Raw genomic sequence first — 23,333 nt, 5'->3', positions numbered from 1 at the left:
GACCGGCGCCGCCCGGAAGCGGCAGGCGGGCGAGCCTGACGGGGCAGGCCCGTCCTAACTCTCCCGAGTGGCGGCCTCGGTCCGGGTGGCGGTCGCGGCTTCTTCGTCAGTGGCGCGCACCCCTCCTGCCCGTCCCTCCGCACGCGTCGCCCCCACCGAAGCAAGCCCCACTGCCGCCACCCCCGCCCACTGGGCCGCGGCCAGGTGCTGGCCGAGGAAGAGCAGGCCGATCAGGGCGCCGATCGCCGGTTCCAGGCTGGTCAGGACACCGAAGGCACGCGGCGTGAGGCGGCGCAGGGCTTCCAGTTGGAACGTGTAGGGCACGACGCTGGAGAGGACGGCGACCGCCGCGGCCACGGCGAGCGTGCCCGGGTCCAGCAGGCGGGTGCCCGCCTGCGTGATGCCGTAGGGAAGGCTGAGCAGCGCACCCCAGGTGACGGCGAGCGCCAGGCCGTTGCCGTCGGTGTCGCGTTCGGCCAGCCGGTTGCCGACCAGGATGTATCCGCCCCAGCAGCAGCCGGCCGTGGTGGCGCAGGCGATGCCGACGGCGTCCAGGGTCGTACCGGAGCGGCTGAGCAGGAGGACGCCGGTGGCGGCGAGGCCTGCCCACAGCAGGTCGGGGGCGCGGCGCGAGCCGCACAGGGCGACGGTGAAGGGGCCGAGGAACTCCAGGGTGGTGGCGGCACCCAGCGGCAGTCGGGCGACCGCCTCGTAGTACGCGAGATGGTGCACGGCGAGCAGTGTGCCGGCCATGGCCGCGATACCGAGGCCGGTCCGGTCGCCGCGGATCCGGGGCCGCCCCAGGCCGGTGAGAACGACCGCGGCGATCGCCAGCCGCAGGGTCACCACGCCGGCCGGTCCGACAGCGGGGTAGAGACGGGTGGTCAGCGCGGCTCCGCCCTGCAGGCCGAGGATGCCGCCGAGGACGAGTCCTGGCGCGGGTACGGCGCCGAGTCCCCGGCCGAGAGCGAGTGCGGCGCGTGCGCGAGGGGTGGGCTGGGGGCTGATGGGTACCGGGCTCCTTGTGCGACTGCCCTCGCAGCCTAGGTCGGTGTCCCGCCGGCGATCAACAGTGCAACGGCCCTTGAATCCACCCCTGGACCACGGGGCTCTCCTGCGTGGGCGGCTGTTGATCCGGCCCGTCACCCGGGTCAGTCTGCGTCTCCGGGTTTGTGTGCGGGTCCGTGCCCGGTGTGGTCTCCGTATCGGCTGTTGCGGTGGCGGGTACGCCGCCGCCCTCCCCGCTCGTCACGCCTGGCCCCCTCTTCCGTCCAGTTGTGGGCAGCTGCCAACGTAGCGGGGCACGGTTGGTCTGGCCAGGTCAGGGCGCCGTAGAGCACCAGCAGGAGGGGCACGGCCGGCGAGTCTGTGAGCCGGCCTGCGTACCGTACCGGGAACGGAGGCGCGACTGAGCCCTCGGCGAGTCCGCGAGCTGGTCCGCCTGCCGCACCGGGACCGGGAGCGTGGCCCCGCTCCTCAGGCGAGCACCAGCACGAGGGGCACGCCCCGGCACGGCACCAGGCGCAGGTCGCCGTACGTGCCGGGCCGTGCCGCGCTGAGGAGTTCGGCGAAGTCGGGGCCCCTGGTGAGGGAGCCTGCCAGATGGGCGGGGTCGGCGGAGGCGGCGACCCGGCCCCGGGCGTTGACCAGATGGGCGGGACGGGGCAGGCGCCGCAGGAGGGGGAGGACGGCCGCCTCGAAGTGGCGGAGGTACACGTCTGCGGCGGCCACCCCGGCGAACCGGCCCTGCAGCACGACCGGTTCGGACAGGGTCAGGCTGTACTCGTCGGAGCAGAGGTAGTCGACGTACGGTCCGGCCACCGCCCGGAGCCCGGTGTCGCGGGGCAGCGCGAACCAGTCCCAGTGCGTGTAGTCGGAGTACGCCGACTGACCGGGATCGAGGTCGAGGAGGAGCGGGCGTACGTCACCGTCGGCGCCCGACTGCCACCACTCCAGCCAGGCGGGCACGTCGGACAGCAGGCCGGGGGCCGCGACGAAACCGACGCCGGAGACCAGTTCCTCGCGGGTCAGGTGCAGATGCAGTCCGGGGCGGAGGGCGGCGAGGTCGGCGCTGGCGGGCCGCCGGCCCTGCGCGGCCGCCCGGTGGAGCAGGGCCTCGGTGTCGGCGCGGGTGGCGGCCACGGTCTCGAAGACGGCCTCCAGCGCACCGCCGACCTGCGCGGCCACCCAGGCATCCGTCTCCGTGTCGACGGTGGCGGGCCCGGGGCTCCAGCCCATGGTGTCCTCCAGCGCACGGGAACCGGACGCGGCGCGGTCAGAGGGTGAGACGTACGGCGACGAGCCGCGCCGTCGACTCCCTGACGCACCGCTCGGCCAGCGTGCCGGCCGTTTCGTGGGCCCCATCCTGCACGGCGGAGATGACGGAGCGGTGACGGTCCGCAACTTCTTCACGATATGCGTCGCCGGCGAGGACGAGGCACAGCAGTGCGCCGATCTCGCTCTGCAGGGCGACCTGTTCGCGGGTCAGCCGGGCGGACTGGGCGGCTGCCGCGAGTTCGACGTGGAAGCGGCCGTACAGCCGGCTGCGCGCCGCCGCGTCCTGGGACCGGGTCAACTCCTCGGCTGTCCGGCGGAGTTGGTGGAGGTCCTCGGGTTCGGTGCGCTGCGCGGCGAGGCGGGCGGCGGCACCGGACAGGGCGGCCCAGTGGTCGCCCAGGTCGCGCAGCTCCTCGGTGCTCCAGCCGCGCAGCCGGGCCCTCAGCCGGTCGTCGGCGGGGACTTCGGGGAGAGACACGAAGCTGCCGCCGCCACGGCCCCGGCGGGTGGTGACCAGGCCCTGTTGCCGCAGGGCCATGAGCGCCTCGCGCAGCGTGACGGTGGAGACACCGAGCTGTGCGGCGAGCTCGCTCTCGCCGGGGAGCTGCTCACCGTCGGTGAGGAGGCCCAGTTCTATGGCGTCACCGAGGCGGCGGACGACCGTGTCCACGCGGGCCCTGTTGTCCACCGGGCTGAAGACGGCCTTGCGGGCCGGGCCGTCCATCTCCTGCTGTCTCACGGCCACCACCTTGTGCATTGACTCAAGCTTTACCTTAAGGGGACCTTGAGCTTAGAACTATGACTTCATATGTTTGCGCTCAAGCGGTTCAACGTACAGCGCGCCAGAAAGGTTCCCCCATGGAGGGAATTGCGATCCGGCTGCAGGACCTGCGGAAGTCGTTCGGTGGGACGACCGCCGTGGCCGGGGTCGACCTGGAGATCCGGGACGGGGAGTTCTTCTCGATGCTGGGCCCCTCCGGCTCCGGGAAGACCACGGTCCTCCGGCTCGTCGCCGGGTTCGAGACGCCGGACCGGGGCCGGATCGAGCTCGCCGGCCAGGAGGTCACCGGCCTCGCCCCGTTCGAGCGGGACGTGCACACGGTCTTCCAGGACTACGCCCTGTTCCCGCACATGACGGTCGAGCAGAACGTCGCGTACGGGCTGAAGGTCCGCAGGGTGCCGAAGGCCGAACGTCTCGTACGCGCCCGCAAGGCCCTCGCCGAGGTCCGCCTGGAGGGGTACGGCCAGCGGCGCCCGGCCCAGCTCTCCGGCGGGCAGCGGCAGCGCGTCGCCCTCGCCCGCGCGCTCGTCGGCCGGCCCCGGGTGCTGCTGCTGGACGAGCCCCTCGGCGCCCTCGACCTGAAGCTGCGCGAGCAGATGCAGGTCGAACTGAAGGAGATCCAGCGGGAGGTCGGCATCACCTTCGTCTTCGTCACCCACGACCAGGAGGAGGCCCTGACGATGAGCGACCGCATCGCCGTCTTCGACCAGGGCCGTATCGCCCAGGTCGGCACGCCCGCGGAGATCTACGAGCGCCCGGCGACCCCCTTCGTCGCCTCCTTCGTCGGGACCTCGAACCTCCTCGACGGCGAGGCGGCCCACCGGATCACCGGCTCCCCTGGCACGTACAACATCCGGCCGGAGAAGATCCGCGTCCTGAAGGAGTCCGCCGAGGCGGACGAGCCGGAGCACGCCACCGTGACCGGAACCGTCGCCGAGGTCGTCTACCTCGGTGACGCCACCCGCTTCCTGGTCGACCTCGACGGCGGCGGCCGGCTCACCGCGCTCCAGCAGAACCTGGAGACGTCCTCCGAGGACGTCGCCGCCTACCGCGGCACCCGGGTCCGCCTGACATGGCACCGCCGGCACTCCGTCCGGCTGCCTTCCTGACCTCTCCCCCGCCGCCACGTCCCCTTGGAGAACGCCGTGCGTCCCACCCCTGCCCTGCGCACCGCGGCCTGTGCCGCCGCACTGCTGCTCGCCGCCGCCTGCGACTCCTCCGGCTCGGGCAGCTCGTCCGCCACCGGGCTCAACCCGCCCGACCTCAAGGCCCCGACGAAGCTCGGCAAGACAGAGGGCCAGGTCAATCTGATCGCCTGGGCCGGCTATGTCGAGGACGGCTCCGACAACCCGAAGGTGAACTGGGTCAGCGACTTCGAGCACCAGACCGGCTGCCAGGTCCACTCCAGGGTCGCCGCCAGCTCGGACGAGATGGTCAAGCTGATGAAGACCGGCGAGTACGACGCCGTCTCCGCCTCCGGCGACGCCTCCCTGCGCCTGATCGCCTCCGGCGACGCGGCCCCCGTGAACACCGCTCTCGTCCCCCACTACAAGGACATCTTCGCCGGACTGAAGAACGGCGCCTGGAACTCGGTCAAGGGCCGGATGTACGGCATCCCGCACGGCCGGGGCGCCAACCTCCTGATGTACAACACCGAGAAGGTCAAGCCCGCACCCACCTCCTGGTCCGCCGTCTTCGACGACGCCGCGCGGTACAAGGGGCACGTCACCGCGTACGACTCGCCGATCTACATCGCCGACGCGGCCCTCTATCTCAAGGCCGCCAAGCCGGAGTTGAAGATCAAGGACCCGTACGCGCTCGACCAGAAGCAGTTCGACGCGGCCGTGGCCCTGCTCAAGCAGCAGAACAGGAACGTCGGGGAGTACTGGGGCGACTACCTCAAGGAGGTCTCCGCCTTCAAGAGCGGCGACTCGGTGGTCGGCACCACCTGGCAGGTCATCGCCAACCTCGCCGCCTCCGAGGGCGCGAAGGTCAGGGCACTGGTGCCGAAGGAGGGTTCGACCGGCTGGTCCGACACCTGGATGGTGTACAGCAAGGCCAGGCACCCCAACTGCGCCTACAAGTGGCTGAACTGGATCGTGTCGCCCAAGGTCAACGCCCAGGTCGCCGAGTACTTCGGCGAGGCACCGGCCAACTCCAGGGCCTGCGCCGAGACCAGTGACAAGAACTTCTGCACGGTCTACCACGCGGCCGACGAGAACTACTGGAAGAGGATCGCCTTCTGGAACACGCCCATCGAGCAGTGCCTCGACGGCCGCAAGGACGTGACGTGTGTGCCGTACGCGAAGTGGGTGCAGGCCTGGACCGAGATCAAGGGCTGAGGCATGGCCCTGCTGACCCGGACCGCGGGGGCGCTGCACCGCAGACCCCGGCTGCGGCTGGCCCTGCTGCTCACCGCCCCGCTGCTGTGGCTCGCCGTCCTCTACCTCGGCTCGCTGGCGGTCCTGTTCGTCTCCGCGTTCTGGACCACGAACTCCTTCACCTCGCAGGTGGTGAACGTGTGGTCGACGGACAATTTCCGCGAGCTGTTCACCACGCCCGTCTTCCGCCAGGTCATCCTGCGCAGTGTCGGCGTGGCGCTCGCGGTGACCGTGCTGTGCGCGCTGATCGCCTTCCCGGTGGCCTTCTACACCGCGCGCGTGGCGCGGCCCCGGTGGCGCCCGCTGCTCGTGGTGGCCATCCTCACCCCGCTGTGGGCGAGTTACCTGGTCAAGGTGTACGCCTGGCGGCTCATCCTGTCCCAGGGCGGTCTCGCGGACTGGATGCTCGCGCCGTTCGGGCTGACCGGCCCCGGCTTCGGCCTGCCGGCCACCGTTCTCACCCTGACGTACCTGTGGCTGCCGTACATGATCCTGCCGATCCACACGGCGCTCGAACAACTTCCGGCCAGCCTGCTCGACGCCTCGGCCGACCTCGGGGCGCGGGCCGGGCGGACTTTCCGCTCGGTGGTGCTGCCGATGGTGCTGCCGTCGGTCGCGGCCGGCTCGGTGTTCACCTTCTCGCTCAGCCTCGGCGACTACATCACCGTGCAGATCGTCGGCGGGAAGACGCAGCTGATCGGCAACCTCGTGTACTCCAACATCGAGCTGAACCTGCCCATGGCCGCCGCGCTCGGCACCGTCCCCGTCGCCGTGATCGTCCTGTACCTGCTGGCGATCCGCCGTACGGGCGCCCTCAACAGCCTGTAGGACCCGGAGGAGAGAAGCGCCATGCATCTCAGCCGCACCGCGCGCATCGCCCTGCGCACCGGCGCCGGGCTCGGTTTCACGGTGATCTACGTCCCGCTGCTGCTCGTCCTCGTCAACTCCCTCAACCCGGACCGCAGCGCGAGCTGGCCACCGCCGGGGCTGACCTGGCACTGGTGGTCGGTGGCCGGGCACGACTCCGGTGCCCGGCAGGCGCTGTGGGTCTCGGTGAAGGCAGGTCTCGGGGCCACTTCGATCGCGCTGGTCCTCGGTACGCTCATCGCGTTCGCCGTGGCCCGGCACCGCTTCTTCGGCCGCGACACCGTGTCGTTCATCGTGGTCCTGCCGATCGCGCTGCCCGGCATCGTCACCGGCATCGCCCTCAATTCGGCCTTCAGCACGGTGCTGGAGCCGCTCGGCGTGGGTCTCGGGCTGTTCACGGTGATCGTCGGCCATGCCACGTTCTGCATCGTGGTGGTCTTCAACAACGTGGTCGCGCGGCTGCGCCGCACGGCCTCCTCGTACGAGGAGGCGGCCATGGACCTCGGGGCGACGACCTTCCGTGCCTTCGCCGACGTCACCTTCCCGCTCGTCCGCTCCGCGCTGCTGGCGGGCGCTCTGCTCGCCTTCGCCCTCTCCTTCGACGAGATCGTGGTCACCACGTTCACCGCGGGACCCGGCATCGAGACCCTTCCGATCTGGATCTTCGACAACATGACGCGGCCTCAACAGGCGCCGGTGGTGAACGTCGTGGCCGCCGTACTCGTGCTGCTGTCGGTGATTCCGATCTACGTCGCCCAGCGACTGTCCGCGGACACGGCGACGTCGAGCCGGGTGTGAAACCCCGTACGGCGGACGAACAGGGGGTCGCATGAGTACAGGGAGTCCCGTCGGTCCGGCGCGGGCGGTGCGTGCGGCGTACGAGGCCGCCTCGGCGGTCGTCGCGGGCCTGGGTGACGAGGAGTCGTGGCTGCCGACCGGCTGCACCGGCTGGGCGGTCCGCGACCTCGTCTTCCACTGCGTGACGGACGCCCAGCGCGCACTCGTGGCTCTGCACACGCCGGCGCGCGGGCCGGTGGACCGGGATGCGGTGTCCTATTGGCAGGACTGGCGGCCGGACACTGTCGGAGCGGCGAACGGCCGTCGCTGGGTGCGGGTGAACGCCAGCATGTTCCTGGACTTCCGTCAGCTCCAGGGCCTGTACCGGGAGACTGTGTCGGCGGCCGTACACGCGGCGGAGGCGGCCGACCCCGCCCAGCATGTCGCCACACAGGGGCACGTCCTGACGGCCGGGGACCTGCTGACCACCCTCGCGGTGGAGGCGACCGTCCACCACCTGGACCTGACCGTCCGTCTCCCGGACGCGCCGGGACCGGTCCCGGAGGGCCTGGCGGCGGTGCGCGCCACGCTCGACGGTCTGCTCGGGCGACCGGGCCTGCCGGACTGGACCGACGAGCACTACGCGCGCGTGGGCACCGGGCGGGCCGTGCTCACCGAGGCCGAACGGGCCGCTCTGGGCGCGGCGGCGGACCGGTTCCCGCTGTTCGGCTGAGACCGGGCCGGCGCCCCAGGCGCACGCCCGACGACGGGGACACGCGCCGACGCCGCCCGGGCCGGGCGAGCGGCGTGGACGTGGTCCGGGCAGCCGCGGGCGGCGGCCGGCTCCGGGGAGAGCCCGCGCTGTCCCGAACAGGCCCGGACGGCGCACTGGTCCGTCCGGCGCTGAGCCGCACCGGCCGGCTCCCGGTTTCGGCACGGGCCCCGGGGGCAGTCGGTGCACATGGTCTCGTACGGACCGGAGCAGCGTGTGTACGTCCCCGAGCTCTGTGCCCGATGGGAGACGCAGACGTTCCTGCACTGGGCCTATCCCCCGGAGGAGGTGCAGCGCCTGCTTCCTGACGGGCTCGTCGTGGACACGTACGAGGGGTCGGCGTGGGTGAGTCTCACGCCGTTCGTCATGGCCGGCGTGCGCCCGCCGGGATTCCCGGCCACGCTGCCCGCCTTCGAGGAGACCAATCTGCGGACGTATGTGCGCGGGCCGGACGGACGCGACGGGCTGTGGTTCCTGTCCATCGAGGTGTCCTGCCCGGTCATGCTGGCCGCCCGCGCGATAGGGGCGCCGTACCACCTCGGCCGTCTGGCGCTGTCCCACCGCGAGGACGTCCAGGCGTACACAGGCACCCGGCGGGGCGGTGGTCCCCGGTACCGGGTGGCCGTCCGTCCCGGCGAGCCGATCCGGCCCACCCACCGGGACGTGTGGCTGACCTCCCGCTGGCGGTCCTTCTCGCGGCGGCTCGGGATGCTGTGGGAGACGCCCGTCGAGCACGAGCCCTGGCCGCTGCGCGAGGCGCACCTCATCGACGTCGAGGAGACCCTCGTCCGTGCCGCCGGGCTGCCCCCACCCACCGCGCAGCCGCTGCTGCACTTCTCGGAGGGGGTGCACCGGGTGCGCTTCGGCCTCTCCCGTCCGGTCCGGCCCGCACGCCGGGGAGCGGGCGACGCCCCGGCGGATCCGCCTCGTACCGAAGGGGCCGGGCACGCGTGAAGCCGGTGTGCCCGACCGGGCCCCGGTGGCCGGCCGACCCGGCGGACGACGGGTGGCAGCCGCCGGCGAACCCGCGCCGTCGCGCGCGGGTCACGGGGCGTTCGGCAGGCTCGCCGGACACCACGGCACAGACCGAACGGCGCCCGGCATGCCGGGGCCGGGGCCGGTTCCGCCCTCGCGCGGCCCGGCGCGCATGAACCGGTCCGCGCCAGGTCCCGGTCGATCCGCCAGGCTGCGCTTCGACGGCTGGATCGCCGGTATCGGCACGGCGTCCGGTACCCGCCTGGTCCTCGGTCACTGGCCGCGCTCGCCCTTCGGTCCGTTCAGCGACGTGATGGTCGAGCGCGCCGACGGCCACCGCCTGCTGCTGGCTCCCACCCGGCACACGGCGGAGTTCATCGCCGGAGCATATGCCTTCGACGAGGTGCGGATCGTACCCGTGGGGGTCCGCGTCACCGGTAACGAGTGGGCGGTCACGGCGGATCCGCTGCTCGACCTGCGGCTCACCGTCGGGCGCAGAAGCCTGCCGGGACTCCTGCTCAGGGCGGTTCCGGGTGCGCTGGCCACGCGGACGGGCTGGACCGCGCTGACGGACCCGATCGCCCGCTTGCTGCTCGGCGTGCGGACCCGCGGGAGCGCCGGCGGCGGCCGGCACGAGTGGTACGGCGCCCGCGATGTGCGTCTCATCAGGGCGGCGACCGCGGTGCAGGAGGGACGGGACCTCGGTTCCCTCGCACCCGTGGAGCCCGCCGTGCGCTTCGGCTTCGGCTCCACGCCCCGCCGACCGTGCCTGGTGCGTGTGACGACGACGCTGAGCGTGCCGGGCGCCCCGATGCGCTGACGCTCCGGCCGCTCCAACTCCCTGGGACCGCAGGCCGGTTGACTCCCATGAACGGGCAAAAGGCGGCTCACGCATCTTGACCCCGGTTTGGTCCAGACCAATCATGGCCTAGACCAATAGGCCCGGCCGGCCCGTACAGCGCGCCATCTCCGCTCGACCCGCGCACGCTCACCCGTCGTCCGCCATCCGGGAGTACCGATGACACGTCCGAGACCCGTACGCGCCCTGCTCGCAGGCCTGACCACCCTGGCCGCCTCCGCGGGGCTCGCCCTGGGAGCCCAGGGCACCGCGCACGCGGCGACCCCGCTGCCCGCACATGTCTTCGCGCCCTACTTCGAAACCTACAACGGCGACAGCCCCGCCGCGCTCACCCAGGCCTCCGGGGCCAAGTACCTGACCATGGCCTTCCTGCAGACCGACAAGAAGGGCTCCTGCACCCCGTACTGGAACGGCGACACCTCCACGCCGGTCGGCTCCTCCGTCTTCGGCGCCGACGTCACCACCATCCGCTCGCGCGGCGGCGACGTGATCCCCTCCCTCGGCGGCTACGCGGCCGACAACGGCGGCACCGAGATCGCCGACAGCTGCACCAACACCGACTCCATCGCCGCCGCCTACGAGAAGATCATCACCACCTACGACGTCTCCCGGCTCGACATGGACGTCGAGGACAACTCCCTGACGAACACCGCCGGCGTCGACCGCCGCAACCAGGCCATCAAGAAGGTCCAGGACTGGGCCGCCGCGAACGGCCGGTCGGTGCAGTTCTCCTACACCCTGCCGACCACGACGACCGGACTCGCCGACAGCGGCCTCGCCGTACTGCGCAGCGCGAAGAGCGCGGGTGCCAGGATCGACGTCGTCAACATCATGACGTTCGACTACTACGACGGCGCCACCCACCACATGGCCACCGACACCGAGACGGCCGCCAGCGGCCTGCACGACCAACTGGCCGGGCTGTACCCGAATCTGTCCGACAGTCAGCTCTGGAACATGGTCGGCGTCACCGAGATGCCCGGGGTGGACGACTACGGCCCGGCGGAGACCTTCACCACGGCCGACGCCCCCACGGTGTACGACTGGGCGGTCGCCAAGGGCGTCAGCACCCTCTCCTTCTGGGCCCTCCAGCGTGACAATGGCGGCTGCCCCGGCTCCGGCGCCTCCGACACCTGCTCCGGCATCTCCCAGGACACCTGGTACTTCACCCACACCTTCGCGCCCTTCACCGGCGGCACGACGACCCCGCCGGCGAACGACTTCTCCGTCGCCCTCTCCCCCGCCACCGCCTCGGTCGACCCCGGCGGAACCGCGACGGCGACGGTGCGGACCTCAGTGACCTCGGGCAGCGCACAGCCCGTCGACCTGGCCGTGAGCGGTGCGCCGAGCGGGGCGACCGCCTCCCTGAGCCCGTCCTCGGTCACCGCCGGCGGCAGCTCCACCCTCACGGTGAAGACCGGTGCCGCCACGACACCCGGCACCTACACCCTGACCGTCACCGGCACGGCGGGCCCGGCCCGGCACAGCTCCACGCTCACCCTGACGGTCAAGGGCGCCGGCGGCACGGCCGTGCTCGGCAACGGGGACTTCGAGAGCGGCTCGCTCACACCCTGGGCGTGTGACACCGGGGCCACCGTGGTCTCCTCCCCGGTGCACGGCGGCTCCCACGCCCTGAAGACCGCGCCCTCGGCCTCCCGGACCGGCCAGTGCGCGCAGACCCTCACCCTGAAGCCCGACACGGCTTACACCCTGAGTGGCTGGGTGCAGGGTCCGTACGCCTATCTCGGCGTCAGCGGTGGCGCGACGGCCGGCACCTGGGCCTCGTCCTCGTCGTGGTCGAAGCTCACGGTCCCGTTCACGACCGGCGCCTCCGGAACGGTCACGGTGTACGTCCACGGCTGGTACGGCCAGGGCGCGGTCTACGCCGACGACCTGACCCTGGGCTGACGTACGCCCCGTGGGGGAGCCGCCGACCTCACCCGCTCCGGTCGAGCGCCGGACGCCGTCTTCATAGGCTGAAGGGACCCTGAAGCTCCTCCGGGAGGCCTCGCGACGGCAGGAGACGGTCGTGATCGAACTGGCCGCGGCGTTCGCCGTCGCGGGAGCCGCGAGCAACGCCGTGGGCACCGCCTTCCAGCGCAAGGCGGCGTCCGCGAGCAGCCGTGGCGGGCTGCGGCTGCTCGCGGAGCTGGTGCGCCGGCCCTTCTGGGTGATCGGCATGTGCGGGGTGGTGTGCGCCGCCCTGTTCCAGAGCCTGGCCCTGGTCAACGGCCCACTCGCGCTGGTCCAGCCGCTCTTCGTCCTGGAGCTGCCCTTCGCGCTGCTCGTCGCCGCCCCGCTGATGCACAAGCGGCTGCCCCGCTCCGGCTGGTGGGGGGTGGGCGGCTGCGTGCTGGGCCTCGCCGTCCTGCTCGTCGCCGCCGCCCCGCACGGCGCCATCGACCACGCGCCGCTCACCCGCTGGAGCCCGGCCCTGGGCCTGTGCCTCGGCGGAATGGCCGCGGCCGTTCTGCTCTCCCGCCGCGGTCACTCGCCGGCCCGCCGCGCCGCGCTCCTCGCGATGGCCTCCGCCACGGGCAACGCGCTGACCGCCGCCCTGCTGAAGTCGGCCGCCGGCACCTTCGCCGACCATGGCTTCGCGGCGTTCCTGAAGTCCTGGCAGACGTACGGCTTCGCGCTCACCGGTGCCGCCGCCGTGATCCTGCTGGAGAACGCGCTCCAGGCCGGGCCGCTGGCGGCGGCGCAGCCCGCGCTGACCATCGGCGACGCGGTGATCAGCCTGACGCTCGGCATGACCCTGTTCGGCGAGCGGATCCGCACGGGCTGGTGGCTCGTAGCGGCAGCGTGCGGCGCCGTGCTGATCGTCGTGGGCGTGGTGGTGCTCAGCCGGGCCGTCCAGCACATCACCGTGGTGCCCGTCACGGCCGGACGACGGCACCCGGCGGCATGAGCCGGGAAAGGTGAGCCGGGCGGTCGCGCCGCCCCGTGGCTTCCGCCGTCCTACCGGCCCGCGATCCCGTCGATCCAGGCCTGGAGCCGTTCACCCTGGGCGGCCATCAGACCGGGGTCGCGCAAGGTGTGGGTGAGGACGGACAGGCCCTGGTGGGCGGCGACGAGTTCGACGGCGAGGGCGGCGGCATCGGCGCGGCCGAGCTGGGTGAACTGGGACTCCACCCAGTCGAGCTGGGCCCGCATGACCTTCGCGGCGACCTGGTCCAGGCCGTCGTCGCGCTTGACGAGCTCGGTGGCGAGGGTGCCGAACGGGCAGCCGAAGCGGGCCGCTGTCGCGCGCTGATCGACCCAGCCGGCGACGAGCTCCCTCAGCCGGGCGGCCGGGTCCGGGAGGGCGTCCAGGCGGGCGGTGAGCGCGTCGAGGTGCGCGCAGTGGGCGTCCACCGCGGCTTCGACCAGCAGGTCCTTGGTCTTGAAGTAGTAGTAGACGTTGCCGAGCGGCACCTCGGCCGTGCGGGCGATGTCGCCGAGGGTGGTCTTCTCCATGCCCTGCTCATGGAAGACCTGGACGGCCGCCCGCACCAGGCGCTCACGCTTGCCGCCCCGGCCGGAACGGCTCGACCGGGCGGCCTGGGCCGTGGCGGCGGATTCCGAGTCAGTCACCTGACTGAGGATAGACGGGTTCCTGCCGGTGGCGGGCGAGGATCGGGCGCCCGCGGGTGGGCCGGTCTGATCCTGCGCGAGTGGCCCCCGTCCTGGTCGTACGGTGTTCGTCGCCGTGGGGCCGGCCGGGTGAGGCGAGGGATGCCGGGCCGGCCCTTTGCACGCCACGCCGTATGCAATTAGCAGGTTTATCCACTTATCAGCTCTATGGTGCGATCTGTCGGAGGTGTCGGCTGAGGTGGCGCGCAAGGCGTCGCGGCGCGGCGCGGGTTGGGATGGCGATGAGTGGAATCAGCCGCCGGAGTGTGGCTCGCCTCGGTCTCGGCGCCGGTATCGGTGTGGCTGCCGCCTCGTTGGCCAGGTGCGGAGGCGGCTCGGACGAGGACACGGCGCCCCTGCAGGGGCCGCCCCGGCTGATCGGGGACGGCTCCACGTCGTACACCGGACGGCAACCCCACCAGCCGGCCCCGCCCGAGCCCCTCGAACCCGGCCAGACCCCGCCGCAGTTCGTGGTGTTCTCCTGGGACGGCGCCGGCGAGCTCGGCACCGGACTGTTCCCGCGCTTCCTGGAGCTGGCCCGCACCCACGGTGCGCACATGACGTTCTTCCTGTCCGGCCTCTACCTCCTGCCGGAGGAGAGGAAACGGCTCTACGATCCGCCGAACAACCCGGTCGGCGCCTCCGACATCGGCTACCTCACCGGCGAACACCTCAAGGCGACGCTGAAGTACGTCCGCCAGGCCTGGCTCGACGGCCACGAGATCGGTACCCACTTCAACGGTCACTTCTGTGTCGGCCCGGGGTCGGTGGCCAACTGGACTCCGGAACAGTGGCGTTCGGAAGTGGAGCAGGCTCGGACCTTCGTCAAGTGCTGGCGGTCGCACACCGGCTGGCACGACGATCCGCCGCTCCCCTTCGACTACGACAAGGAACTCGTGGGCGGCCGCACCCCGTGCCTGCTCGGACAGAGGAACCTGCTGCCGGTCGTGCGGGAACTGGGCTGGCGCTACGACGCCTCCTCGCCCGGCGGGCTGCAGTGCTGGCCGAGGAAGCGGGGCGGCGTGTGGGACCTGCCGCTGCAGAGCATCCCGTTTCCCGGGCACAGGTTCGAGGTGCTGTCCATGGACTACAACATGATGGCGAACCAGTCGAAGAACTCGACGCGGGCGCCCTCCTACAACTACCCCTACTGGCGGGCCCAGGCCGCACAGGCGTATGTGGCCGGGTTTCAGCGGGCGTACGAGACGAACCGGGCGCCGCTGTTCATCGGCAACCACTTCGAACAGTGGAACGGCGGCATCTACATGGACGCGGCCGAGGAGGCCCTCAGGCAGATCGCCGGCTGGAACGACGTGCGCCTGGTCTCCTTCCGGCAGTTCGTCGACTGGCTCGACGCCCAGGACCCCCGGATCCTCGCCAAACTGCGCACCCTCGAGGTCGGCCAGAAACCGCACGGCGGCTGGTCCGCCTTCCTGCGCCCCGGGACATGAACGCCCCCGAAAAGAAGGCCAGTTTCCATCGATTGGACTTTGCCGAAGCGTATTGGCCTTCCTAGCGTGGGGTCATGGCATCACACGGAACGACCGGTCGCGGAGCGGCCGGGGATGTCGTCGTCGGGGTGAGCGACTCGCTCGCCGGCCTGGCCGCGTTGCGCCGCGGCATTCTGGAGGCCCGCAGAACCGGCCGCACACTGGTGGCCGTCCGGGCCTGGGAGCCGCCGGAGGGCGATGCCGTCTTCCGGCGCTGGCCCGAGCCGTCGTGGGGCCGGCTGTGGTCCGACAGGGCGTGGCAGCTGCTGGACCGGGCCTTCGAGCTGGCGGCCGGCGGGCCTCCGGGCGACCTGCGGATCGTACGGCGAGTGGTCAGGGGCCCGGCGGGGCCGGCGCTGTGCTCGATCGCGTCGTCCCCGGACGACCTGCTGGTCATAGGTAAGGCCAGGCCCCGGGGTCCGCTGGCCCGGCTGCACCACAGACCGGTGCACCGGCACATCCCGGCCCGGGCCGAGTGCGAGGTCCTGGTCGTGGCCGGCCCGCGGCTGCTGCCCCGCGAGGCACGGATCCTGCGACGCGGCGACACGGTGGAGCGGCGGAGCCGGGCGGCGGGCCTGGCGCCGTGACCCCGCACACGCCGCGCCGGGATCATCGGAGGTCAGCTTGCGCCGCGGCGGGCGTACACCTCGATCTCGATCTTCATGCGAGGGTCGGCGAGGCCGCACACCAGCATGGTGGCGGCCGGCCGGACCTCACCGAAGCAGCGGCGCAGCACCGGCCAGCAGGGCTCGAAGTCCGCGCGGTCCGGGAGCAGATAGCGCACCCGCACCACGTCGGCGAAGCCGCACCCGGCCTCCGAGAGGGCGGCCTCGATGTTGCGCAGGCACTGCTCGGCCTGTTCCACGACGTCGTCCGAGATCGTCATGGTGGTGTAGTCGAACCCGGTGGTCCCGGACACATGGATCCAGTCGCCGTCGACCACGGCACGGGCGTAGCCGATCTGCTCCTCGAAGGTCGAGCCGCTGAGGATCACACGTCGCTCTGTCATGCGCGGAAAGCTAGGTGACCGGCGCCGATACGTCCAACGCGGGCTTCGCCAGGGCAGGAGGCGCAGCACCGGCGCCCGTCCGGCCGTGCCGCGACCGCCTGGCGACATCTCTCACATCTCTCTTATGTTCGGTCGCCAGAGTCCCCGGCTGTGAAGGCGAGGAAGCTCAAGAAGACAAAGACACAGACGAAGATCATCGCGGTGGGCGGTGCGCTCCTGATGGTCGGTGTGATCGGTACGGCCGCCGCGTTCGGCACCGCCACGCATCAGGCCCGGAGCATCGAAGCGCACGGCAACCAGCTCTCCGTACCGGTCGACGGTGGCCGCGCCACGGTGGACATCAGGTCTCTGGCGGTGCGGGCCCGAGCGGACGACGGCCGCACCTGGCAGCTGTCCGCACCGGCGCCCGGTGATCTGGGCGCGCCCGGAAAGGTCACCGTCCGCGGCGGACAGGCCAGTTGGCGCTACGGCGACAGAGGGCTGACCGTCACCGCGTCCGCGCGGGACGGGCGCCTGGCCATCACCGTGCACTCGGCACGGCGGTCCCGTCTGACCTGGCCGGTCTCCGGCACGGACCGAACCACAGAGGAGTTGCAGGTCCCGCGGGGTGAGGGCTTGGCCGTGCCGGTCACCGACCGGTGGTGGAACTCCCCCTCGGCAGGCCTGGCGGGCACCGAGGCCGATATGGCCGGCGGCCTGACCATGCCGTTCTGGGGCACCAGTCAGTCCGGACGGCACGGCGCGAGCTACATCGTCGAGTCAGACATCGGCACGACGCTCAGGTTCGTGTCCGCCGGCGGCCGGCTGCACACCGAGGCCGAGCACGCCTTCTCGGCGCAACAGGCCACGGGGACGTACGCGGTGACGTTCGCACTCACCGACGGGTCGCCGGTAGCGGCGGCGCGCGACTACCGCGCCTGGCTCCAGGGCCACGGCGGCATCACGACGCTGCGACAGAAGATCGCGCGCAACCCCGAAGTGGCCAAGCTGGTGGGCGCGTTCCACGCGTACACCTGGGGCCGGGCACGTACCGCCGAGGGCGTCCGCCGGCTGCGGGAGCTGGGGATCGACCGGATGTGGCTGGGGTACGACGCCGACGGCACCCCCATGGACGGGAAGGCCACGCGCCTTGCCCGGCAGGCCGGTTACCTCGTCGGGCCCTACGACTCCTGGGCCAACGCACAGGACCCGGCGTCGGCCGACACCCCCGTGTCCGACTGGCCCGCCCCGGTGTGGCAGGACGCCTGTGTGCGCAAGGCGGACGGCACGCTCGTCACCGGTTTCGGCGGCCGCGGCTGCTATGTGAGCTCCGAAGCGCTCCGCCGCGCCGAGCCCACCCGGCACTACCTGGCCGACCGCGCCAGGAAGATGACCGCGGACGGCGCCACCAGCTACTTCCTGGACGTCGACGCCGCAGGTGAACTGTTCGCCGATCACTCTCCGGCGCATCCGATGACCAAGGCCCAGGACCGCAGGAACCGGCTCGCGCGCATGGCGTGGCTGTCCGGCGACCGCCGCCTGGTGCTCGGTTCGGAGGCTGCGGGCTCCTGGGCGAACGGAGTGCTGTCCTTCAGCCATGGCTCGGGCACACCGGTCGACGACCGGCTGTGGAAGCTGGAGCGGGACCGCCCGACCTGGGGCCGTTACGCCCCCGCCAGTGCGCCGGGGGTCTTCTTCAAGCCCGTCCATCTGCCGGCCGACCTCGCGAAGGCGATGTACGACCCGAGGTACCGGGTGCCGCTCTACCAGACGGTCCTGCACGACTCGGTGATCAGTACCGAGCGCTGGGAGCTGTCGTGGTCGAAACTCCCGGACCAGAGCCGCACCCGCGCGCTGCTCGCGATGCTGTACAACGTGCCCCTCAACCTGGTCCTGGACCAGTCCGAACTGGACCGCCACGGCGAGCGGATCGCCCAGGTGCAACGGTACTTCGAGCCCCTGCACAAGGCGGCGGCCACACAGCCGATGACCGACTTCCGCCGGCTGGCGGACGACGGTCTCGTGCAGCGCACCACGTTCGGCAGCGGGGTGCTGACCATGACGGCCAACTTCTCCACCACGTCCCATGACGGGCTGCCCGCCGGATGCGTCGACGCGGTGCTCAAGGGTGGTGAGAAGCAGCGGTTGTGCCCCGCGGGTCTGTGAGACACGGCCTGGGTGGCTAACAGGAGGAAGACGCGAAGCGCGCCAGCTGGTCCTTGATCCACGGGTCGTACACTGCCAGGCGATGCCGAGCGCCGGGGACGAACCACGCCAGCTGGCCGGCGACCCACGGATCGATCCGCTGGTCGGGGCCGCGCCGGCAGGGCGTGCGCTGGCCGGCGTGCACCGCCGCGGTACCGGCGGCGTGTCCCTCCGGCCCCGGGGTGGCCGCCGCCGCGGAGCCGCCGGTGGCGAGGAGAGCACCTGCGACCACCGCGGTGACGACGCCGGCCGCGCCCGCTTTCCGTATCAGCTTCTTCATGGCCTTCTCCTTCTGGTGGGGCCCATGACCGTGCGTGTGCGGTCCATGGCTGACGGTTCCGTCCCACCTGTGGTGGCGGACCGCGGAACCGCCTCCCATGGCTGGTAGGGGCGTCTACCCAGGGAGTCGCGTCCCACTCGTCGCGGGCCGCGCCCGAGACGGGACCGGGTCGGGCACCCCCGCCGCGCCCCACGACCTGAGCGAACGCACAGGGCTGCGGGAGCGCCTGCTGCCGCCGTTCACGAATGGCGGCAGCAGGCGCTGTGCTGCCCGCTGCCGCGGCCTTATGGTGGGCCGTCAATTGCGTCCGCTCCGAGGGGAATTCATGAGACCCGGGACCAGGATCGTGCGATACGCCGCCGTCGGTGCGGCCGCCCTGCTGCTCTGTGCCGGCCTCACCGCCACGGCATCCGCCGACGGGGCCACCGCCGCCCGGAATCCGCTCGCCGACCGGCTCGACGCCTACTGGACCCCGGCCCGTATGGCGGCCGCGCTGCCGGCCGACACCGTGAAGGGGAGCAAGCCGGGCGCGACGGCCGCCGGTGCGTCCCCCGCGGTGGACGGGCCCCGGCCGGGCGAGTACATCCCGCCGAGCCGGAGCTTCGACGGCATCCCCCAGGCCGGTACCTTCTTCTGGACGGACGCCGGAGGCACCGGCCGCACCTGCAGTGGCTCGGTCGTCCGCAGCCCCGGCCACGACCTGGTGATCAGCGCCGGCCACTGTCTGAAGGGCTATGCCGGCACCTCGCCCGAGCGTCATCTGGCCTTCGTCCCGCAGTACCACGACACCCGCAAACCCTTCGGGATCTTCCCGGTGCGCACCGACGGCGTCTACGTCCCCCAGCAGTACTACGACCTGGGCGAACACGCCGGAGCCGCCTACGACTTCGCCTTCGCGGCCACCGAACCCAACCAGGACGGCACACGCCTGGAGGACGCGGTGGGCGGGGTGCGGCTGCTCACCGGGACGGGCTACTACCACGCCCCGGTACGGATGATCGGCTACCCGGCGGGCGCGGAGAAGCCGCTGGAGTGCTGGAGCTGGACCACCAGGTGGGACAGTGACGACCCGGCCGACCCCGGTACGTTCCCGCGCATCGCCTGCGACGCCTTCGTGGGCGGCACCAGCGGCGGTCCGATGCTCGTACCGTGGCCCGGCGGCTGGGCGGTCATCGGTGTGATCGGCGGCTACCACACCGGCGGCAACACACCGCAGATCTCCTACAGCGCCTACTTCGGCACCGCCACCGAGGCCCTGTACGGGGCAGCGGTCACCGGAGCCCCGCCGGCCGGCCCCCACCTCACCGCCGGCTGACAGGAAAGTCGTCCCTGCACATGTCCGGGAAGTCGTGCCTGCACGTCCACTGCCAAGACAACGGCCCCGTGGCACGATAGGGGTGAACATCACCCTACCGAAGGGGTGTGGGCCATGGCCGTGTCAGAGGCTGCACCCGGTCCGAACACCCACAAGCCCGGGCTCCGGCGTGAGATCGGATTCATCGGACTCATCTGGGCCTCGGAGGGTTCGATCATCGGGTCCGGGTGGCTCTTCGGCGCGCAGGGTGCGCTCGCGGCCGCCGGTCCGGCGGCGATCATCTCCTGGGCCATCGGCGGCCTGGCGATCCTGATCCTGGCGCTGGTGCACGCGGAACTGGGCGGTATGTACCCTGTCTCGGGCGGCACCGCCCGCTTCCCGCACTACGCCTTCGGCGGCGCGGCCGGCGCGTCGTTCGGCTGGTTCTCCTGGCTGCAGGCGGCCACCGTGGCGCCCATCGAGGTGCTGGCGATGATCACGTACGGCCAGCACTACTCCTGGGCGAGCGGCTGGGAGAAGGTCCAGGGCGGCGAGCACGTCCTGACCCCGCCGGGCATCGCCGTCGCGGTCGGCCTGATGGCGGTCATCACAGCCGTCAACTTCCTCAGCATCCGGCTGCTGGCCCGCACCAACAGCGCGGCGACCTGGTGGAAGGTCGGCATTCCGCTGCTGACGATCTTCGTGTTCGCCATCGCCCAGTTCCGCACCGGCAACTTCACCGCGGCCGACGGATTCAACCCGTACGGGGCCAAGGGCATCCTGTCCGCCGTGTCCACCAGCGGCATCATCTTCGCGCTGCTGGGCTTCGAGCAGGCCGACCAGCTGGCCGGTGAGAGCGCCAACCCCAAGCGGGACATCCCGCGAGCGGTCATCGGGTCGATCATCCTGGGCATTCTGATCTACATTCTCCTGCAGGTCACCTTCCTCGCCGCACTGCCGGCCTCCCAGATCGGCGGCCACTGGGCCGGCTCCGCCTTCACCGCGCTGAGCGGGCCCTTCGCCCAGGTGGCCACGCTGATCAGCCTGGGCTGGCTCGCCACGGTCCTCTATCTCGACGCCGTGGTCTCCCCCGCCGGCACCGGCCTCATCTACATCACCGGCTCCTCCCGGGTCTCCTACGGCCTCAGCCGCAACGGCTATGTGCCCTCCGTCTTCGAGACCACCAACCGGCGCGGTGTTCCCTGGGTCGGCCTCATCACCGCGTTCGTGATCGGCTGCATCTGCTTCCTGCCGTTCCCCAGCTGGCGTTCCCTGGTCGGCCTGATCACCAGCGCCAGCGTGCTGATGTACGCGGGCGCCCCGCTGTCCTTCGGGGTGTTCCGCAACCGGCTGCCCGAGGCCCACCGTCCCTACCGGCTGCCCGGCGGCGGCTGGATGTCACCGCTCGCCTTCATCGTCGCCAACCTGCTGATCCTGTGGTCGGGTTGGACCACCGACTGGAAGCTCGGCGTCGCCATCCTGCTCGGCTACGTCATCCTGGTCGCCAACCGGGTGTTCAAGATGAACCCCATCACCCCCCAGCTCGACCTGCGGGCCGCGCAATGGCTGCCGGTCTACCTCGTGGGCATGGGGCTCATCGTCTACCTCAGCGACTTCGGGCCGCTCAAGCACCCCTGGTTCCCGCTGTGGTGGGACATCGGGGTCGTGGCCGTGTTCAGCCTCGTCATCTACTACTGGGCCATGGCGGTCGCCCTGCCCAGCGAACGCATCCAGCGCCTGATCGACCAGGTCGTCGTTCCGGAGGAGGAGGACATCCTCTGAGCCGCGGCCTCAGCGTCGCGCGTGGCGGATCTTCAACCGCCCGTACTCCATGGTTCCGGAGATCCGGATCCTCGGCCCGCCGGGGCGGGGGTGCCGCCGGGTGCGGTGGCGAGGCTGCTTCCACACGGTGCGCAGCTCCTCGATCTCGACGATCGCGTCACGCGGCACGGTGATCTTGGCACCGCCGGTGCCGAGGTGCAGCTCGATGTCGACCACCGGGTGCTCGATCACCGCGTGGGACAGGTCCAGGTGCACCCCGCCGAACGCGGACTCGACCCTGAGGACCCGAGGCACCCGCCATGCGCCGCGCCGCCGGATCCGTCCGCGGGCGGCGGCGATCGTGGACGGGGTGCCCGCGTGCTCCTCCGGGAGCGAGGCCAACGCCGGCACGAGGTCGTGGTGCGTCCTGGCGGTGAGGATCCGGTGGAGGCGTTCGTCCATCTCCTCGTGCGAGACACGCCCTTCGGCGTACGCCTCCCGCAGGCGCTGCACGGCCATGTCGCGGTCCGCGTCGCTGACCAGCAGCGGCGGGCCTTCCGGCTCGCGGCCGGCGCTGCTCATGAGCCTCGTTCCCCCTTCTCCTTCTGCGGTCGGTCGCCCTGACGTGCGGTCACGGGGCACTGTGAGCATGCCCCGCGTTCCCACACCTGTCACCGGCTCGCGGTCAGACGTCCCAGGTGACCGGGAGGCTTTTCACCCCGTAGATGTCCGCGGTCTCCGGACGCAGGGCGACCTCTTCGGCCGGTACGGCCAGGCGCAGCGTGGGGAAGCGGTGGAACAGCGCGGGGAACGCGACCCGCATCTCGACGCGGGCCAGCTGCTGGCCCAGGCACTGGTGGATGCCGTGGCTGAAGGCCAGGTGCCCGCCCCCGTCCTGCCTCCGGAGGTCGAGCATGTGGGGGGCTGCGAAGCGCTCGGGGTCGCGGTTGGCGGTGTTGTACGACAGGACGACCGTCGTCCCGGCCTTGATGGTCTGCCCGCCCAGCTCGACGTCCTCCAGCGCCGTCCTCATGAACGTCTTGGCGACGCTCAGGTACCGCAGCAGCTCCTCCACCGCGCCGTCGGTGAGCGCGGGGTCGGCGCGCAGCGCGGCCAGTTGCTCCGGGTGCTGCAGCAGTGCGAAGGTGCCGAGGGACAGCATGTTCGCGGTGGTGTCGAAGCCGGCCGCCAGCAGAATGAGGCTGATCCCCTTCAGTTCCTCATCGGTCAGATCGCTGCCGGTGAGTTCGCTGAGCACGTCGTCGGTGGGGTGCGCGCGCTTGGCGGCCACCAGCTCCGCGAGGTACTCCTGGGTGGCGGTGTAGGCCGCTATCAGCTCCTCTTCGCTCGTCTCCCCGCCCATGAACGCGTCGATCTGCTCCTGGAAGGAGCCCCGGTCCTCGTAGGGCACCCCCAGCAACTCGCAGATGACGAGGGTGGGGATGGGCTTGGCGAACGCGGTCACCAGGTCCGCCGGCGGCCCGGCCTTCTCCATGGCGTCCAGGCAGTCGGCGGTGATCTGCTCGACGCGTTCGGTGAGCAGCCGCATCCGCCGTACGGTGAACTTGCCGGCCAGCGGCTGACGGTAGCGCCGGTGCTGTGGGTCGTCCATGAGGAGGAACTCGCCGGGCGGCGCCGGAGGAACCTCGAAGTCGCCCACGTTCAGGAGTTCCTTGCGCGAGCTGAACCGCGAGTCGGCCAGGACCGACCTCACCAGGTCGTACCCGGTGATCAGCCAGCCGGGCTTTCCGCCGGGGTGGGTGTAGTGGCTGATGGGGCCGTGCCGGCGGGCGTCGGTCAGCTCCGCCGGCGGGTCGAAGGGGCAGCCGGCCTGACGCTCTGTCGGCAGCGCCGTGAGGGTGTGGAGGGCTTCGCTCATGACCGTTCCCCGTTTCGCGATATTACGTGTTTGGTGTAGTCCGAAAGCTACGTTGCATTCATCATCTCGTCAACCAACAAAAGGGCATTGGCCCAGGTGAACATCGAGAAATTGATGCAATGACGATGAGCT

At 71.5% G+C, this 23,333-nt stretch carries 22 protein-coding genes; 14 read left to right on the top strand and 8 right to left on the bottom strand.

What is annotated here, in order from left to right; all coding sequences use genetic code 11:
• Positions 1 to 54: 54 nt before the first annotated feature.
• The 3 genes from ABZ624_RS02460 to ABZ624_RS02450 form a co-directional block, all read right to left on the bottom strand.
• Positions 55 to 849: an EamA family transporter gene (locus tag ABZ624_RS02460; protein WP_360081712.1), complete on the bottom strand. Its 795-nt coding sequence runs from the start codon at positions 847 to 849 to the stop codon at positions 55 to 57.
• A gap of 627 nt (positions 850 to 1,476) precedes the next feature.
• Positions 1,477 to 2,238, bottom strand: a complete 762-nt coding sequence (locus tag ABZ624_RS02455; RefSeq protein ID WP_360081711.1) for a cache domain-containing protein — start codon at positions 2,236 to 2,238, stop codon at positions 1,477 to 1,479.
• A 37-nt stretch (positions 2,239 to 2,275) separates the two neighbouring features.
• Positions 2,276 to 3,016, bottom strand: a complete 741-nt coding sequence (locus ABZ624_RS02450) for a GntR family transcriptional regulator (RefSeq protein WP_360081710.1) — start codon at positions 3,014 to 3,016, stop codon at positions 2,276 to 2,278.
• Between the two features lie 119 nt (positions 3,017 to 3,135).
• Here ABZ624_RS02450 and ABZ624_RS02445 point away from each other — a divergent pair, with 119 nt between their 5' ends.
• The 9 genes from ABZ624_RS02445 to ABZ624_RS02405 all read left to right on the top strand — a co-directional run bounded on the left by ABZ624_RS02445 (position 3,136) and on the right by ABZ624_RS02405 (position 12,600).
• Positions 3,136 to 4,167 (top strand): ABC transporter ATP-binding protein, encoded by a 1,032-nt coding sequence (locus tag ABZ624_RS02445; protein WP_360081709.1) that lies wholly within the window; start codon positions 3,136 to 3,138, stop codon positions 4,165 to 4,167.
• Positions 4,168 to 4,203: 36 nt separating this feature from the next.
• Positions 4,204 to 5,400, top strand: coding sequence for an ABC transporter substrate-binding protein (locus ABZ624_RS02440; RefSeq protein WP_360081708.1), 1,197 nt, complete (start codon positions 4,204 to 4,206; stop codon positions 5,398 to 5,400).
• A gap of 3 nt (positions 5,401 to 5,403) precedes the next feature.
• The gene (locus ABZ624_RS02435; RefSeq protein ID WP_360081707.1) at positions 5,404 to 6,267 is read left to right on the top strand and encodes an ABC transporter permease; all 864 of its coding nucleotides are present in this window, start codon (positions 5,404 to 5,406) and stop codon (positions 6,265 to 6,267) included.
• 21 nt (positions 6,268 to 6,288) lie between these two features.
• The gene (locus ABZ624_RS02430) at positions 6,289 to 7,104 is read left to right on the top strand and encodes an ABC transporter permease (RefSeq protein ID WP_360081706.1); all 816 of its coding nucleotides are present in this window, start codon (positions 6,289 to 6,291) and stop codon (positions 7,102 to 7,104) included.
• Between the two features lie 31 nt (positions 7,105 to 7,135).
• A complete protein-coding gene (locus ABZ624_RS02425) occupies positions 7,136 to 7,816 on the top strand; it encodes a maleylpyruvate isomerase N-terminal domain-containing protein (protein ID WP_360081705.1) in 681 nt (226 codons plus the stop codon).
• 228 nt (positions 7,817 to 8,044) lie between these two features.
• Entirely contained in the window at positions 8,045 to 8,809 is a 765-nt protein-coding gene (locus ABZ624_RS02420; RefSeq protein ID WP_360081704.1) for a DUF2071 domain-containing protein, read from the top strand.
• A 193-nt stretch (positions 8,810 to 9,002) separates the two neighbouring features.
• A complete protein-coding gene (locus tag ABZ624_RS02415) occupies positions 9,003 to 9,650 on the top strand; it encodes a hypothetical protein (protein WP_360081703.1) in 648 nt (215 codons plus the stop codon).
• Between the two features lie 198 nt (positions 9,651 to 9,848).
• Positions 9,849 to 11,597 carry a carbohydrate binding domain-containing protein gene (locus ABZ624_RS02410; RefSeq protein WP_360081702.1) on the top strand — a complete coding sequence of 583 codons (1,749 nt, stop codon included), beginning with the start codon at positions 9,849 to 9,851 and terminating at the stop codon, positions 11,595 to 11,597.
• A 121-nt stretch (positions 11,598 to 11,718) separates the two neighbouring features.
• Complete coding sequence (locus tag ABZ624_RS02405; RefSeq protein ID WP_360081701.1) at positions 11,719 to 12,600, top strand: DMT family transporter; 882 nt, start codon at positions 11,719 to 11,721, stop codon at positions 12,598 to 12,600.
• A gap of 50 nt (positions 12,601 to 12,650) precedes the next feature.
• Here the strand turns inward: ABZ624_RS02405 and ABZ624_RS02400 are convergent, their stop codons facing one another.
• The gene (locus tag ABZ624_RS02400; RefSeq protein WP_360081700.1) at positions 12,651 to 13,265 is read right to left on the bottom strand and encodes a TetR/AcrR family transcriptional regulator; all 615 of its coding nucleotides are present in this window, start codon (positions 13,263 to 13,265) and stop codon (positions 12,651 to 12,653) included.
• A 281-nt stretch (positions 13,266 to 13,546) separates the two neighbouring features.
• Here ABZ624_RS02400 and ABZ624_RS02395 point away from each other — a divergent pair, with 281 nt between their 5' ends.
• Together ABZ624_RS02395 and ABZ624_RS02390 are read left to right on the top strand one after the other, a co-directional pair.
• Positions 13,547 to 14,755 (top strand): hypothetical protein, encoded by a 1,209-nt coding sequence (locus ABZ624_RS02395; RefSeq protein ID WP_360081699.1) that lies wholly within the window; start codon positions 13,547 to 13,549, stop codon positions 14,753 to 14,755.
• A gap of 74 nt (positions 14,756 to 14,829) precedes the next feature.
• On the top strand, positions 14,830 to 15,381 hold the full coding sequence (locus tag ABZ624_RS02390) for a universal stress protein (protein WP_360081698.1): 552 nt from the start codon (positions 14,830 to 14,832) through the stop codon (positions 15,379 to 15,381).
• A gap of 32 nt (positions 15,382 to 15,413) precedes the next feature.
• On the opposite strand, the gene ABZ624_RS02385 is transcribed toward ABZ624_RS02390, so the two are convergent.
• Positions 15,414 to 15,803, bottom strand: coding sequence for a RidA family protein (locus tag ABZ624_RS02385; RefSeq protein ID WP_360081697.1), 390 nt, complete (start codon positions 15,801 to 15,803; stop codon positions 15,414 to 15,416).
• Between the two features lie 150 nt (positions 15,804 to 15,953).
• Here ABZ624_RS02385 and ABZ624_RS02380 point away from each other — a divergent pair, with 150 nt between their 5' ends.
• On the top strand, positions 15,954 to 17,948 hold the full coding sequence (locus ABZ624_RS02380; protein ID WP_360081696.1) for a glycoside hydrolase: 1,995 nt from the start codon (positions 15,954 to 15,956) through the stop codon (positions 17,946 to 17,948).
• 16 nt (positions 17,949 to 17,964) lie between these two features.
• On the opposite strand, the gene ABZ624_RS02375 is transcribed toward ABZ624_RS02380, so the two are convergent.
• Positions 17,965 to 18,267, bottom strand: coding sequence for a hypothetical protein (locus ABZ624_RS02375; protein ID WP_360081695.1), 303 nt, complete (start codon positions 18,265 to 18,267; stop codon positions 17,965 to 17,967).
• A 325-nt stretch (positions 18,268 to 18,592) separates the two neighbouring features.
• On the opposite strand from ABZ624_RS02375, the gene ABZ624_RS02370 reads away from it, so the two are divergent.
• Positions 18,593 to 19,582 (top strand): hypothetical protein, encoded by a 990-nt coding sequence (locus ABZ624_RS02370; RefSeq protein WP_360081694.1) that lies wholly within the window; start codon positions 18,593 to 18,595, stop codon positions 19,580 to 19,582.
• A 114-nt stretch (positions 19,583 to 19,696) separates the two neighbouring features.
• Entirely contained in the window at positions 19,697 to 21,343 is a 1,647-nt protein-coding gene (locus ABZ624_RS02365) for an APC family permease (protein WP_360081693.1), read from the top strand.
• 9 nt (positions 21,344 to 21,352) lie between these two features.
• Here ABZ624_RS02365 and ABZ624_RS02360 read toward each other — a convergent pair whose 3' ends face one another.
• Positions 21,353 to 21,904 carry a DUF1707 domain-containing protein gene (locus ABZ624_RS02360; protein ID WP_360081692.1) on the bottom strand — a complete coding sequence of 184 codons (552 nt, stop codon included), beginning with the start codon at positions 21,902 to 21,904 and terminating at the stop codon, positions 21,353 to 21,355.
• A 103-nt stretch (positions 21,905 to 22,007) separates the two neighbouring features.
• Complete coding sequence (locus ABZ624_RS02355) at positions 22,008 to 23,201, bottom strand: cytochrome P450 (protein WP_360081691.1); 1,194 nt, start codon at positions 23,199 to 23,201, stop codon at positions 22,008 to 22,010.
• Positions 23,202 to 23,333 lie beyond the last annotated feature (132 nt).

Origin of the sequence: Streptomyces sp. NPDC007205 (assembly GCF_040634095.1) — a bacterium.
Taxonomy (GTDB): domain Bacteria; phylum Actinomycetota; class Actinomycetes; order Streptomycetales; family Streptomycetaceae; genus Streptomyces.
This window is presented reverse-complemented; position numbering and strand designations above follow the sequence as displayed.